Genomic DNA, 12,787 nt, shown 5'->3' on the forward strand with positions numbered 1-12,787 from the left:
ACGTTTTACATATATGATAACAGGTTCAATTATGGTATCATTTTAAAATATATACAGCTGAGGCTGACGTTTATCCAAATGCGGTAGGACAAAAAGGGGTTGTTTACTTGAATTCAAAACAGCAGCCGACGACTAGAAAACGCTTGGAGACAATGGCAGATCATGTTGAAGATAAACGTGAAGAATATAAAGAATTGCTGATTCAAGTCCAATCTATTCTCGGTGAACCTTCTCTAGAGCAGGAAGAATTAAAAGAGAAGCTGTCAGATACGTATAAACAAATGAAAGAATATGCCTTATTTGTTGAATCCATTGAAGCCTTTATTCGAAAAATGGCGAAAGAATCCGATCAGCAAAAGTAGGTAAAAAAGTATGGTGAAAGAGTGTACCTGGGTGCGGGTATGCTTTTTTTATTTTAGTCAGAGTATTCAGAAATATAAATGAAAGCGTTGACATTCTGTTTGTCATGATACAAAATAAATAAAAATTCATCTGAGCATATACAGGAGGAACGATATGAACCATGCAACCAAGAAATGTCTGATCACCTTTATCATTGTGCTATTTTCTATGAGTTTTCTTCATCCTTCCGTTTCATCTGCCCGAACGCAACACACATCATTTTTTACACCTACTGCCTCCGTACCATCTGGTCAATATTATCGCTCGCAAGAGGTGGCACTCCATTCTCAGGTGCCAAAAGCTTCTCTTTATTACACAACAGATGGCAGCCAGCCGACAACTCAAAGTCAGCGATATAAAAAGCCTATTCAAATTGATACCGATACGACTTTAAAAGTAAGCGTTTACAAAAATAAGCATCGCCTTGCTACGTCTACGTACAACTATCGTTTTGTCACACGAGAGGACATTGCCTCATCTTTTTTATCTTTTGAATATCAAGGAATGCCTTATCGGTTATACATTCCGAAAAATCATAAGAGGGGTAAAGCTTATCCTCTCGTCCTGTTCTTACATGGAGGAGGGGAGCGGGGGACCGATAATCAAAAGCAGTTACTTGCAAATGATGGTGCAGTTTTATGGGCTTCTCCTGAAGTTCAAAAGAAGCATCCTGCATACGTACTAGCACCTCAGGCTCGAAATGCTGTGGATGGGGGTTTTGCTTTAACAAGAAACGCGCAAAATGAGATCGACCTGACAAATGTGTTTCAATTTTCACCAGATTTACACAAAGCGTATGAAGTGCTTCAGCATGTGTTAACTTCTTATAAGATTGATCAGAAAAGGATTTATGCGACTGGTTTATCTCAAGGCGGATTTGGCTCGTATCAGTTGAACATCACATATCCTCGTTTGTTTGCAGCGATGATTCCTATTGCGGGGGGTGCAGATCCAAGCAAGGCAAGAATTTTAGCGCACAAGCCAATATGGGCATTTCATGCAGAGGATGATTCCATTATTCCTATCAGTTATGCGAGAAATACAATTCAAGCGATTCAAAAAGCTGGTGGAAGACCGATTTATACCGAGTATGCTAGCAAGTATGGGTATGATCATGCATCATGGACGCCTGCTTATGAGACGCCAGGATTAACAGATTGGTTATTTGCACAGAGACTTAGTTTACGATAACAAAAAAACCGATTCACCCAAGCGGCGGATCGGTTTTTATCGTTTTATTTATCCAAACGATGTGCGGAATGTTTCGTTGGTCCGATGTATTCGTTTAGTTGGAAAGAGCCTTTAATGGCAGCTGTGATGAATTCTTTTGCTGCATAAATGGCTTCTTTCACGTCTGAGCCGTTTGCTAGTTCAGCTGTGACTGCGGCTGAGAATGTGCAGCCTGCGCCGTGTGTGTATTCTGTGTCGATCTTATCTGTTTCAAGGCGTTCGAAGGTTTGTCCATCATAAAGCAAGTCAATCGCTTTATCAGGGCTTAGCTTACCGCCGCCAGTGATGACCACATACTTTGCACCAAGTTCATGGATGCGTTTTGCGGCTTCTTCCATTTGTTCCATCGTTTTGATCTCGCCAATGCCGCTTAATTGACCTGCTTCGAAAAGGTTAGGTGTGATAACTGTTGCTAGTGGCGTGAGCTTTTCGCGCAATGCTTCAGCGTGCTCTGGGTAAAGGACTTCGTTCGCACCTTTACATACCATAACAGGATCAATGACGACATTTTTCAGCTCATATGTTTTGATCGTTTCAGCTGCGAGTTCAATGACGTCAACTGTTGGCAGCATACCTGTTTTTAACGCATCTACACCGATGCCTTCCACGATCGTCGAGAGCTGCGCGCGGATTGTTGATGTATCGATTGGAAACACTTGATGATCCCAGTTGTTATGAGGATCCATTGCAACGACAACGGTTAAAGCTGTCATCCCGTAGACGTTTTTTTCTTGAAACGTTTTTAAATCTGCTTGGATACCTGCACCGCCGCTTGAATCCGAACCTGCGATGGTGAGTGCTTTATTCATAGACATAGTTGCTGAACCTCCAATGTGATGTGTAACAGTTACTGTTCTATCCCTTATTATAATCAGCTTTTCCATTTATCACAATGAAACGGCACAAAAAAGCGTTCCACTCTTCATGGAACGCCTCATTCTTTATCTTTTACAAATCACCAATTTCCCTTTTTTCAGCTCCTCTAAAAGCGTTAAGGCTAATTCTTGATCGGCGCCGGTCGACATGATTTTGGCCATCAGTTCATCATCCCTGGTGCGAATGATATTGGCGATTTGATCTAAAATCCCTTGATCGACAGCTGTCATGCTCTTTGCTTCCGTGTACTCAGTAACGGTATCAGAGCGTTCGGGGTCATACGCAAAAACAAACACATCGTCCTTTGTGGATTGTATCTGTTCGATCGTCTGTTTGGCTTCTTTACTATTCTCAACCGTGAAAAATTCCATCGTCATCACTCCTTTTCATCAAAAATTCCCATTTTCTCGATCAATCAAACCGCCTTTTATATCATGAGAAGAAAGCCGATTTATGTTTTAATGAAAAAGACGAATCTATTAAAGGAGTTAGGCCGATATGAAGATTTCTTTATTAATTGTGACACATAACCGGCTGAGCGCATTGTGTGAACTGCTTGAATCCATCTCGAGACAAAGCGTACAGCCTTTTGAAATTGTGGTCGTAAATGATGCAGGAGAGCGAGTGGACGTGATTCAGGAACTCTATCCCGAGCTGCCAATCCGCTTGATTCATTTAGATGAGAATGTCCAGCATGTGAACGCAAGAAATGTTGGGGTGCGGGAGCTGACAGGTGACGTCATTATGCTGAGTGATGACGATGATTATTTTACACCTTGTCATATTGAACGTATGAGCAAGGCGCTGGAAGACGCTGATTTTGTCTTTTCGGATGCGGAAATTGTTTCGTTTGAAGAACGAGGTGCGACTCGTTTTCCAGTATCAAGACGTTTGTTTGCTTATACAGCGGACATTGAGGACATGCGTGTTTTTTCTACATATGTTCCTTCTGGCAGTATGTACAAACGCCGCATACATGATGAGATCGGCTATTTTGATCCAGCGATGCATCACTACTGGGACTGGGACTTTTTCCTGCGTGTTACGCAGCATGCACGAGCCAAACGAGTGCCAGCTGCCAGTGTGATCTATGCGTTCTTTGATGGTGGGGGCAATCAGTCGAGTGATCTTGGTGAAACAAGGAAGAACTATTTAGATGATCTGAGTGAAAAGCATGGGCTCGGTGATTTGCCGACAGCGAACTTTGCTGTCCTATTAGAAGAACCAGCGATGAAAAAACGAGAATCAGAGAGTGAGATTGTATGGGATGGAAAACCGATGATCTCAAGATTGGCACAGCAGACAGAAGGAGGACAACCGCAATGAAGCCATTTTTAAATGATAGCTGGTGGGCTGTGATGAAAAGTGAATTTGAACAGCCGTATTATCAGGAATTACGTGAGTGGGTAAAGGAAGAATATCGTACGCAGATCGTGTTTCCAAAGCCAGATGACATTTATCGTGCCCTCCATTTGACGTCGTATGAAGATGTGAAGGTCGTGATTTTGGGACAAGACCCTTATCATGGGCCAGGACAGGCACACGGATTAAGCTTTTCTGTTCAGCCTGGTGTCAAACATCCGCCATCTTTGAGAAATATTTTTCAGGAGCTAAAGGATGACCTCGGCTGTCCGGTCCCTAACCATGGCTCGCTTGTCAGCTGGGCAGAGCAGGGTGTCTTGCTGTTAAACACTGTGCTCACTGTAAGAAAAGGAGAAGCGAACTCGCATAAAGGCAAAGGCTGGGAACGTGTGACAGACTGCGTCATCGACGTCCTGAATGACCGAGATCAGCCAGTCGTTTTTGTGCTTTGGGGCAGACATGCGCAAAATAAAAAAGAACGCATTGATCAAAGCAAGCATTACATCATTGAGTCACCTCATCCAAGTCCTTTTTCCGCAAGAAACGGCTTTTTTGGCAGTCGTCCGTTCTCAAAAGTAAACGCCTATTTAAAGCAAATGGGGATCGATGAAATCAACTGGTGTATCAAGGACATCGAATCAAAATAGGACGAGGGAAAATCCCTTCGTCCTGTTTATTTTAAAAATTTGCGGACAATGTCGAGTCCGTTTTTCGCATTTGGATAGCGGAAAGAAAAATCAAAGCGATTGGTCTGGCGCAGGACGCTTTTTTCATGCGTAAAGGTGAAAAAGCTTTCTTTTCCATGATATCGTCCGATACCACTTTCACCAACGCCGCCAAATGGTAAGTATGGAGTGGCGACATGCATCAGCGTATCATTGATGCAGCCTCCGCCAAATGAGAGGTTGTCTAGAATATAGGCTTCTGTTTCTTTATTTGTTGTAAATAAGTAAAGAGCGAGCGGCTTCGGTCTTGCCTTAATCATGTCAGCTGCCTCTTGAAGAGAGTCAAATGAGATGACAGGCAAAATTGGTCCGAAAATTTCCTCCTGCATCACAGGGTCTTCCCATGTAATGTGATCTAGAATGGTCGGTGCGATTTTGAGCTCTTGTTCATTGCGCTGTCCACCTGTCACAATCGTGCCATTAGAGAGAAATTGTGAAAGTCGATCAAAATGACGCTGGCTGACATTTTTTCCGAAATGCGGATTTGTTTCAGGCTGGTCCCCGTAAAAGTCTCGGATACAGGTCGTCATTTCACGCAATAGGTCCTCTTTGATCGATTCATGAACAAGTAAATAGTCTGGTGCAATACATGTTTGACCAGCATTCGTGAATTTACCAAAGGTGATTCGTTTCGCAGCGAGCTTGATGTCTGCATCAGGCATGACAATGCATGGACTTTTTCCGCCGAGCTCAAGTGTGACAGGTGTGAGATGTTTTGCGGCCGCTTCCATGACGACTTTGCCGACGGCTACACTCCCAGTAAAGAAAATATAATCAAAAGGTAGTTTCAGAAGCTCTGTGCTGACATCCACACCGCCTTCAACGACCGCTGCAAGATCTTCTTGAAACACGCTTTCCACAATCGTGCCAATCACGTTTGAGACGTGCGGCGTTAATTCTGACGGTTTTAAAGTAACGGCATTTCCCGCAGAAATGGCTCCAACTAATGGCGAGAGGGCCAATTGGAAAGGATAGTTCCAAGGGGCAATAATCAGAACACTTCCGTACGGTTCCTTAATGATCATACTTTTTGATCCGATATGGGTCAGAGGTGTTTTCGCGCGAGATGGTTTGGCCCATTTGTGAAGATGTTTGACGGTATGATTGATCTCTTCATATACCATGCCAATTTCTGTTGTATAGGCTTCCTGTTCGGATTTATGTAAATCATGGGCTAAGGCTTGTAATATGTCCTTTTCATGATGTTTAATGGCTTTTTTCAAATCGTTAAGAAGACGGATTCGATCTTGAACCGCTGGTGTTTGCACGTTTTTTTGTTTGTGAATGAGTTCAGTGAGTTTGTTCATCTTTCAGTCCTTTCAAAGACGATATTGTTTCTTTTTTATTATGTGTGAATCTTGGGTAAGGGTCAAATCAGATGAACAGAAGCACACAGCTTTGAAAAAATGAGCCCATTCGGTTTGTTCATTTGGTAAAATAATGTTGGAAAACGAATTTTTTAGATTGGAGGGTCTACCCTTGAATATTCATATATCAAGTCTGCTTCAAAAAATGGAGGAAGCCATTCAAAAAGCAAAACAAAGTGGAAATGATGAAGAGGTGAAACGTCAAGCGGCGGTCATTTCTTCACTATGTGATGTCATTCTCGACACATCATCACAGGTGCAAATGCCGCAGTCTTCGGTTATTTCACCACCTCCATCTATACAGACACCATCTGCACCGGCTGTGTCTACGGATCAAGCCATGCTAGAGAAATTGATGGGCACTAGCGGTGCAAAGAAATTTCAGCATAAAGAAGAGGGTCAACAAGAGAAAGATGGCAACGGTGACTCTATTTTTGATTTTTAATGGTCTTGTCACGACAAAGGGAAGGTGATCGGGTTGAAACTATTTTTGGGCGCCATTCAGTGGATGGCATTTTTTATCGCAGCTTCTATTGCTGTGCCGATTGCGATTGCACAAGCATTTGAATTAAATCAAGTGCAGTCGGCGGAACTGATTCAGAGTACATTCTTTTCACTTGGACTTGTGGCGATGGTGCAGTGTTTATGCGGTCATATGCTGCCGATCAATGAAAGTCCAGCAGGGCTGTGGTGGGGGGTATATACCCTTTATGCAGGCATGACAGGGACGATTTTTGCTACATATCCTGAAACCTTGCAAGCGTTACAAGGGGCGTTAATTTTTAGTGCAGCGTTCTTTTTTATTTTTAGTCTCTTTAAAATCATTAATTGGCTCGCGTCTTTATTTACGCCGGTTGTCACAGGTATTTATTTGCTGCTGCTTGTTGTGCAGTTAAGTCAGCCAATCATGAAAGGGCTGATGGGGATCGGTTATCGGGGAAATCAGGTAGATGGGCTTGTCTTTTGTCTATCGATCTTGATTATTGTCATCACCTTCATGATCAGCCGCTCAAAATGGCATTATTTAAGACAGTTTTCTGTGTTATTCGCACTTGCAGGCGGTTGGCTGTTATTTGCTTTACTCGGACTAGCGAAGCCTGTTCGCATTCCTGAGCAGATCATTGAGTTTCCAAAGCTATTTCCATTTGGCATGCCAGTCTTTGACAGTGGACTGCTTGTTACGTCCTTTTTTATTACGATCTTACTCATTGTGAATATGCTGGCAAGTATTCGAATTGTGGAAAGTTCCGTCAAGGCATTTGGTGAACTGCGTGAGCGGAAACGAGCCAGACCGGCTGGTTTTGTCGCCTCATTTGGTCATTTGCTAAGCGGACTGATTGGTGCGATTGCGCCTGTCCCTATTTCAGGGGCAGCGGGTTTTATACAAACAACCAAAATTCCATCGAGAAAGCCATTTTTCCTTGGCAGTCTGCTCATTGTCCTCATTAGTTTATTTCCATTATTGATGAGCTTTTTCTCTGCATTGCCTTCACCTGTGGGGCTGGCTGTGAACTTTGTGGTGTTCTCTTCTATGATTGGGATTGCCATGTCTGAATTCGATCAGTATGAAAAAGAAGACATCCCGCGCATTCGATTTGTGCTTGGCATCGCTGTTTTAGCAGGCGTGGGCGCAATGTTTGTGCCGCAGGGGGCATTGAAAGGCATGCATCCTGTGCTGATTTCTTTATTGAGCAATGGTCTTGTGCTTGGTACGCTGATTGCAATTGTGGTCGATCAAGTGCTACTGCGAAAGAAGAAGAAATCCGACAATCTCGTGTCAGCATCATAGGAAAGTTGAATGTTGGATGAGACCCGCGCTATGATAAACATAATTGATGAGATAAGGAGAATGACGAATGAAACTATTTTTCATATTAGGTGCCATTAACGCCATGCTTGCGGTTGGTCTTGGAGCCTTCGGTGCACATGGACTGGAAGGGAAAATTCCTGAAAAGTATATTGAGATATGGAATAAAGGGGTTCAATATCAGATGTTCCATGCCATTGGCCTATTTATTGTCGCCTTTCTGGCAGATAAACTGTCAGGTGTTTCCCTAGTGCCGACCGCTGGCTGGGTGATGCTGGCAGGCATTCTTTTCTTCTCAGGAAGCCTTTATGTGCTTGCCTTGACTCAGGTGAAGATTCTAGGTGCCATTACACCAATTGGCGGAGTGGCATTTATCGCTTCTTGGATCATGCTAGTGATTGCAGCAGCAAAAAATTTATAAGCCAGAAAAACCGATGCTCTCATAGGGGCATCGGTTTTTTTCTTAACTCCAATAAGGAGAATAGTTCGGAGGTGCTTGATAATAAGGTACATAGTGAGAAGGCGGGACAGGGTGCGTTTGTGTCTCTTCCTCCCGGTGGCAGAAAGGCCCGATAAACACACCAGGCTTCACAGGATGCGTCGCCTGCTTCCACTGCGTTTCGTTCATGCAATAAGTATGTGCCATGATGTGTGAAGGCGTGAGGGTTAGAAGGTCTGAACCTAAGATGACTTCTGGCGTCGATGCGTTAAAAATGGCTAACAAATGGGTTTTGTCCTGCAAGGCGACTTCATAATGCCACCAGCCTTGTGGCACATTGGCTACCTGCCCAGGGGTAATGGTGTAGGTGGACAGCTTTTTTGTAAAAGGGTTCAACATGGATACAGCAGCAGAGCCGGCGATACAATAAACAAGCTCGGCAGCATTTTGATGATAATGAGGCTCTACTACTTTGCTTTTACTCAAATATATATCCAGCAGAGATACTTGATCGAGCGAATTTAATTGTTTTTTTCCTAAAACATTAATCAGATTGTGTTGATCATATTTCACAAGGGGGCTTTGATTCAAATCAAATGAATATTTAACATTCGGCGATGTATAATCCAGCTCAACAGTCATTGATGTCACCTCTAGGCGTTTAATAAAAACTACTAGGCATCTTATGAGCCTTCCCCCGAAGGTGTGTCAAAAACCTAGACAAAAGAAAAAAGCAAGGGCGTCTGCACCTTGCTGCTGATATGACCTTGAGGTTATCTCGGAGAATACGTAGACATCGAGTATGGATAGTCATATTGAATTTCCCCATCAAACGTAATGTAATCAAGGTAGATTGTTAACAATAAGTATCGTGTCCCCGTTTTGTTATCACTAATGATAATGTGATCACGTCCTGCAGCCTCAATGACCCCTCTAAAAATCTTTGAGTTCCATTCTTTACTTGCCTCAAACGTCATATAGATCGTGGCTACTTTGCCGCGGTTTAATCGTAAAATATTTTCAATATAGGACTGCTCAAGCGGCAGCTGACCGGTGACGTTCTGCTGATAAATCGGTCCCGAAGGAATTTGATAGGGCTGCCCGCCACTTTGCCCACCTTGGCCTCCTTGTGAAGTACCAGTAGACGGCATTGGCGAATACCCCTGCTGCATTTGACCTTGCATTTGACCCTGCGTTTGGGGAGGGACTGAATAACCCATCTGCTGCGCAGGATACGGATTTGCTCCATATTGTTGCTGGCGAAAATCTTGACCTTCGAAACCCGAACCTTGCCCAAATTGATTTTTCAATTTCATAACGTTCCTCCTCTTTCCTCATGGTGTTCTAAACAGAAGGCAGAAAAGCGCCTGTTGTTTCCATAGCATTCTTTTTCTCTTTCACACTATGAGACAGGAAGAGAGAATATGTACATTGAACGAAAAAAAGGAACTGCTTTGTGCAGTTCCTCAGTATTCAGACAAACCCCTTATTCGTACTGCCTAGATTGCAAAGGTTTCCAACAATTTAAGGAATGCCTCTTTACATCAACCAATTCATAGCCCGCTGGACGTCATAGAGAAGGGTCATCGTGAGAAAAAATAAGGCGATCGGTGCGATGGCAATGATAAAGGCCTGCCATATTCTCAGCTTCATCACAGCAACAAGGCCTAAAACAGCCATCCCAAATATCCATGCCTTGGTATACGCATCAACCAGTGGTAAAACGCTGAGATAATACCATACTTCATAGTGCTGGTCTAAATAGGGTGAGATTTTCACAAATGTATACGGACCAAGCAACCCCACAGTAATAATCCAAGTAAGAGCAAATAAGGTGGAAGGAAAAATGACCGTCAGTGTGCAAGCTTTGAGCACATCTCGATACGGCGCTTTACTGCCAAAAAACAGTCGTCCTAACCACTGTAAAATGAATGAACCGAAAAATAGAAGAAAATTGCCTACTAAAATACCAAAACCTGCTCCGTGTAACAGAATAAAAGGATATGGAATATGATTGCCCATATACTCACTAAAATACCCTTCGTACATCCAGCTTGTACCAGCGATACTTGCAAGGAGTATCATCAGCCACATGGGAATAGAGGTATGTTCATATGAGCGAATAATCGTTTTTGTCGCGACAAAAATTTTAAAGAATCGAAAAAAACCTTTTGCTTCCTCTTCTTGGGAGAGATCACTCTTCATATACTCCAATGTTCTTTACTCCTTTAATACACATAAATGATTACTTATATTACCAAAATTTTTACGTTTTTCAAAGATAGATCATGAAAAAAATCCAATTTTATAAAAAATAGGTCACTCTACAGTCTCTTTAAGAGGAGACACATATGATAACCATAGTTTAAAAGAGACCGAGGTGAAAACATTGACGAAAGTAACGGTCATTATGACGAGCTACAACAAAGCGGCCTACGTTGGCAGATCAATTGAAGCGGTGCTGCAGCAGACCTTGTCAGACCTTGAACTTTTTATCATGGATGATGGATCAAACGAACAAACTCTTGCTGCTATTGAGCCTTTCCGTAAAGATCCACGCGTCCATTTTATCCAAAGCGGGGTGAAAACGCTGGAGGAAAGAACGGCGAAAACACGCTATGCCGTCCTCATTAATCAAGCATTAGAACAGGCAAAGGGCGAGTATATTTCCTATGCCACAGATGACAATGTCTATGCACCAGACCGTTTAGAGAAGCTCACGAAATATTTAGATGCTCGTCCGAATGAAGAAATTGTCTATTCTAGTTCAAAAGTTATCTATTTAAATAGCGAAAAAGAGCCAGTAAAGGAAACGATTCGACCTGCGCAAACGGTGCAGTGGAATGCACCTTGTGCCATTGATCACTGCTCGGTTGTACATCGTGCATCCATTTTAACAAAGATTCGTGCTGAGTTTGGATCCTACTGGGACGAGAGTCCGCATTTTTATCGAATAGGAGATGCCCGGTTCTTTTTTAGATTAAATCACTTTTATCCGTTCTACCCTTTTGATGAGGTATTGGATACAAACTACATCACAGAACAGTCTATTCATTATCAGTTGGCAGAAGAAGAGAAAAGCGATTTTATTCAAGCACTTCCTCCGCAGTCTACCTGCAGGGAGCTCCGCCATATATTAAAACAAAGACATGGGAGGTGACCTTAAGTGTCGCATTATATTCATCATTATTGGCAAGTGTACTTTGAGTATGTGAATCTGATGAAAGACTTATCCTATCGCCACATACCCCTTGGGTTAATCAGTAATTTTTATCAATACATCAGTCCTGAAGTGAGGGAACGTATGGAAGATGAGGCGTTTGGTGAAGAGCTGACAACGACTTGTCCAAAGCCGCAAGACATTCAGCCCTTTTTTGATCAGCATAAACAGCAGATCAAGCGTACCCCTTATCGTCCGAGTCATGGAAAGGTGCTTCTTCACTTTGAACACTTACGTTTTACTGAACAAAATTACACGCGGTTTCATCCGAACCAAACAGTGGTGCTCGCGCGCTGGAAGAAGGCTGATTATTTCGGGTTACCGGTGATCAGCAAGCCGGAATTAGCCGGAGAGGTTAATAAAGAAGCCCATGTTGAATATATTGAAAAAGCAAATGCTCTATTGAAACCTTACGCCCACCATCCTGTCTTTGGCAATGTTTTTTTTAGAGAAAAGCTTCGGAAGGACATTGTGCAATTTATTGATGTGATTGACCAAATAGAAACGCTATTTGAGATGCAGCCTATTGCTGCTGTTGTTGTTGGTACGACGGAGGATGCATATAGCCGTGTGCTCGCCTTGCAAACCGTGAAGCGCCATCTCACAAGTATTTGTCTTCAGCACGGTGCGCTCATGGGAGACGAAGCCTTTTTGCCGATTTTCACCACCTGCCACGGAGTGTTTGGAAAATATGAAAAGGACTGGTATGTAGATAAAGGCTGTCAGCCTGAGCAGGTGGAGATCACAGGTCACCCGAGATTTGATTTGGTGCAGGAGCGAACACCGCTTCAACAGGAAATGGTCTTTCGTAAATTGAACTTCAATCCTGCCAAAAAGACTGTGCTCGTGGCAACACAGCCGTTTTCAGAAGCCTTTTACGGTGATGTTCTTGAAACGATTGCAAAACGGAAAGACATTCAACTGATTATGAAGCCGCATCCGTGGGAAATCGCTCGAAATCGTTTAAATGACTATACAGCGATTGAGCGTGCGGGGAACCATGTGAGATTAATTAAAAAAGAGATCGACTTGTATGACCTCCTGCCGTATATGGATATGGTCATTACGCTCACATCAACAGTTGGTTTGGAAGCAATGCTCTTTAAAAAGAGTGTACTGATTGGAAAAATGACAGAAGGCAGAAGATACCCTTATTACGAGTCGCTTGGCAGCTGCCACATGGAAAACCCTATTGAGCTGGCCGAGAAAGCGATCCGTATTTTATCGGATGAACAAGAAATGAAGCTGGCGAAACAGCAAGGGGCTCGTTTCATTCAAGAACATTATCCGCATGCACAATCGACCGATGTTCTGCTTTCTCTGCTCAAAACAAAAACAGGCGTGGATTTTCAGAGATGA

15 protein-coding genes are annotated in these 12,787 nt (G+C 43.0%); 9 read left to right on the forward strand and 6 right to left on the reverse strand.

Annotation, left to right across the window (positions count from 1 at the left end; genetic code table 11):
* Positions 1-107 precede the first annotated feature (107 nt).
* Positions 108-362: a hypothetical protein gene (locus tag KFQ09_RS11140; RefSeq protein ID WP_008359596.1), complete on the forward strand. Its 255-nt coding sequence runs from the start codon at positions 108-110 to the stop codon at positions 360-362.
* 154 nt (positions 363-516) lie between these two features.
* Positions 517-1,593 carry a chitobiase/beta-hexosaminidase C-terminal domain-containing protein gene (locus KFQ09_RS11145; protein ID WP_046344729.1) on the forward strand — a complete coding sequence of 359 codons (1,077 nt, stop codon included), beginning with the start codon at positions 517-519 and terminating at the stop codon, positions 1,591-1,593.
* Positions 1,594-1,637: 44 nt separating this feature from the next.
* Here the strand turns inward: KFQ09_RS11145 and KFQ09_RS11150 are convergent, their stop codons facing one another.
* Positions 1,638-2,447: a bifunctional hydroxymethylpyrimidine kinase/phosphomethylpyrimidine kinase gene (locus tag KFQ09_RS11150; RefSeq protein WP_008343648.1), complete on the reverse strand. Its 810-nt coding sequence runs from the start codon at positions 2,445-2,447 to the stop codon at positions 1,638-1,640.
* A gap of 126 nt (positions 2,448-2,573) precedes the next feature.
* Positions 2,574-2,879 carry a general stress protein gene (locus tag KFQ09_RS11155; RefSeq protein WP_125589369.1) on the reverse strand — a complete coding sequence of 102 codons (306 nt, stop codon included), beginning with the start codon at positions 2,877-2,879 and terminating at the stop codon, positions 2,574-2,576.
* A gap of 127 nt (positions 2,880-3,006) precedes the next feature.
* On the opposite strand from KFQ09_RS11155, the gene KFQ09_RS11160 reads away from it, so the two are divergent.
* Together KFQ09_RS11160 and KFQ09_RS11165 are read left to right on the forward strand one after the other, a co-directional pair.
* The gene (locus KFQ09_RS11160) at positions 3,007-3,834 is read left to right on the forward strand and encodes a glycosyltransferase family 2 protein (RefSeq protein WP_007497795.1); all 828 of its coding nucleotides are present in this window, start codon (positions 3,007-3,009) and stop codon (positions 3,832-3,834) included.
* Positions 3,831-4,517 carry a uracil-DNA glycosylase gene (locus KFQ09_RS11165; RefSeq protein WP_129547955.1) on the forward strand — a complete coding sequence of 229 codons (687 nt, stop codon included), beginning with the start codon at positions 3,831-3,833 and terminating at the stop codon, positions 4,515-4,517. Before KFQ09_RS11160 ends, KFQ09_RS11165 begins: the two co-directional genes overlap by 4 nt.
* A gap of 26 nt (positions 4,518-4,543) precedes the next feature.
* Here KFQ09_RS11165 and KFQ09_RS11170 read toward each other — a convergent pair whose 3' ends face one another.
* Positions 4,544-5,902, reverse strand: coding sequence for an aldehyde dehydrogenase (locus KFQ09_RS11170; RefSeq protein WP_050826723.1), 1,359 nt, complete (start codon positions 5,900-5,902; stop codon positions 4,544-4,546).
* Positions 5,903-6,074: 172 nt separating this feature from the next.
* Between KFQ09_RS11170 and KFQ09_RS11175 the strand changes: the two genes are divergently transcribed.
* The 3 genes from KFQ09_RS11175 to KFQ09_RS11185 all read left to right on the forward strand — a co-directional run bounded on the left by KFQ09_RS11175 (position 6,075) and on the right by KFQ09_RS11185 (position 8,190).
* On the forward strand, positions 6,075-6,407 hold the full coding sequence (locus KFQ09_RS11175; protein ID WP_008343634.1) for a YwdI family protein: 333 nt from the start codon (positions 6,075-6,077) through the stop codon (positions 6,405-6,407).
* A 33-nt stretch (positions 6,408-6,440) separates the two neighbouring features.
* The gene (locus KFQ09_RS11180; RefSeq protein WP_216099212.1) at positions 6,441-7,751 is read left to right on the forward strand and encodes a purine/pyrimidine permease; all 1,311 of its coding nucleotides are present in this window, start codon (positions 6,441-6,443) and stop codon (positions 7,749-7,751) included.
* A 67-nt stretch (positions 7,752-7,818) separates the two neighbouring features.
* Positions 7,819-8,190, forward strand: coding sequence for a DUF423 domain-containing protein (locus tag KFQ09_RS11185; protein ID WP_003215282.1), 372 nt, complete (start codon positions 7,819-7,821; stop codon positions 8,188-8,190).
* A 42-nt stretch (positions 8,191-8,232) separates the two neighbouring features.
* Here the strand turns inward: KFQ09_RS11185 and KFQ09_RS11190 are convergent, their stop codons facing one another.
* The 3 genes from KFQ09_RS11190 to KFQ09_RS11200 form a co-directional block, all read right to left on the reverse strand.
* Positions 8,233-8,850: a cupin domain-containing protein gene (locus KFQ09_RS11190; RefSeq protein ID WP_045033850.1), complete on the reverse strand. Its 618-nt coding sequence runs from the start codon at positions 8,848-8,850 to the stop codon at positions 8,233-8,235.
* Between the two features lie 131 nt (positions 8,851-8,981).
* A complete protein-coding gene (gene gerQ, locus KFQ09_RS11195) occupies positions 8,982-9,524 on the reverse strand; it encodes a spore coat protein GerQ (protein ID WP_007497781.1) in 543 nt (180 codons plus the stop codon).
* A 223-nt stretch (positions 9,525-9,747) separates the two neighbouring features.
* Positions 9,748-10,422 carry a YIP1 family protein gene (locus KFQ09_RS11200; protein WP_008343625.1) on the reverse strand — a complete coding sequence of 225 codons (675 nt, stop codon included), beginning with the start codon at positions 10,420-10,422 and terminating at the stop codon, positions 9,748-9,750.
* Positions 10,423-10,597: 175 nt separating this feature from the next.
* Here KFQ09_RS11200 and KFQ09_RS11205 point away from each other — a divergent pair, with 175 nt between their 5' ends.
* Positions 10,598-11,368, forward strand: coding sequence for a glycosyltransferase family 2 protein (locus KFQ09_RS11205; protein WP_017360119.1), 771 nt, complete (start codon positions 10,598-10,600; stop codon positions 11,366-11,368).
* 6 nt (positions 11,369-11,374) lie between these two features.
* Positions 11,375-12,787, forward strand: a complete 1,413-nt coding sequence (locus KFQ09_RS11210) for a capsular polysaccharide export protein, LipB/KpsS family (RefSeq protein ID WP_255835675.1) — start codon at positions 11,375-11,377, stop codon at positions 12,785-12,787.

The organism is Bacillus sp. FS02 (assembly GCF_024398395.1).
In the GTDB taxonomy this organism is placed as follows: Bacteria; Bacillota; Bacilli; order Bacillales; family Bacillaceae; genus Bacillus; species Bacillus altitudinis.

What these genes read in the sequence shown, in the direction of transcription:
- KFQ09_RS11185 (WP_003215282.1), top strand. Translation starts at nt 7,819, where the DNA reads ATGAAACTATTTTTCATATTAGGTGCCATTAACGCCATGCTTGCGGTT.
- KFQ09_RS11150 (WP_008343648.1), bottom strand. Translation starts at nt 2,447, where the DNA reads ATGTCTATGAATAAAGCACTCACCATCGCAGGTTCGGATTCAAGCGGC.
- gerQ (WP_007497781.1), bottom strand. Translation starts at nt 9,524, where the DNA reads ATGAAATTGAAAAATCAATTTGGGCAAGGTTCGGGTTTCGAAGGTCAA.
- KFQ09_RS11190 (WP_045033850.1), bottom strand. Translation starts at nt 8,850, where the DNA reads ATGACTGTTGAGCTGGATTATACATCGCCGAATGTTAAATATTCATTT.
- KFQ09_RS11160 (WP_007497795.1), top strand. Translation starts at nt 3,007, where the DNA reads ATGAAGATTTCTTTATTAATTGTGACACATAACCGGCTGAGCGCATTG.
- KFQ09_RS11155 (WP_125589369.1), bottom strand. Translation starts at nt 2,879, where the DNA reads ATGGAATTTTTCACGGTTGAGAATAGTAAAGAAGCCAAACAGACGATC.
- KFQ09_RS11165 (WP_129547955.1), top strand. Translation starts at nt 3,831, where the DNA reads ATGAAGCCATTTTTAAATGATAGCTGGTGGGCTGTGATGAAAAGTGAA.
- KFQ09_RS11170 (WP_050826723.1), bottom strand. Translation starts at nt 5,902, where the DNA reads ATGAACAAACTCACTGAACTCATTCACAAACAAAAAAACGTGCAAACA.
- KFQ09_RS11145 (WP_046344729.1), top strand. Translation starts at nt 517, where the DNA reads ATGAACCATGCAACCAAGAAATGTCTGATCACCTTTATCATTGTGCTA.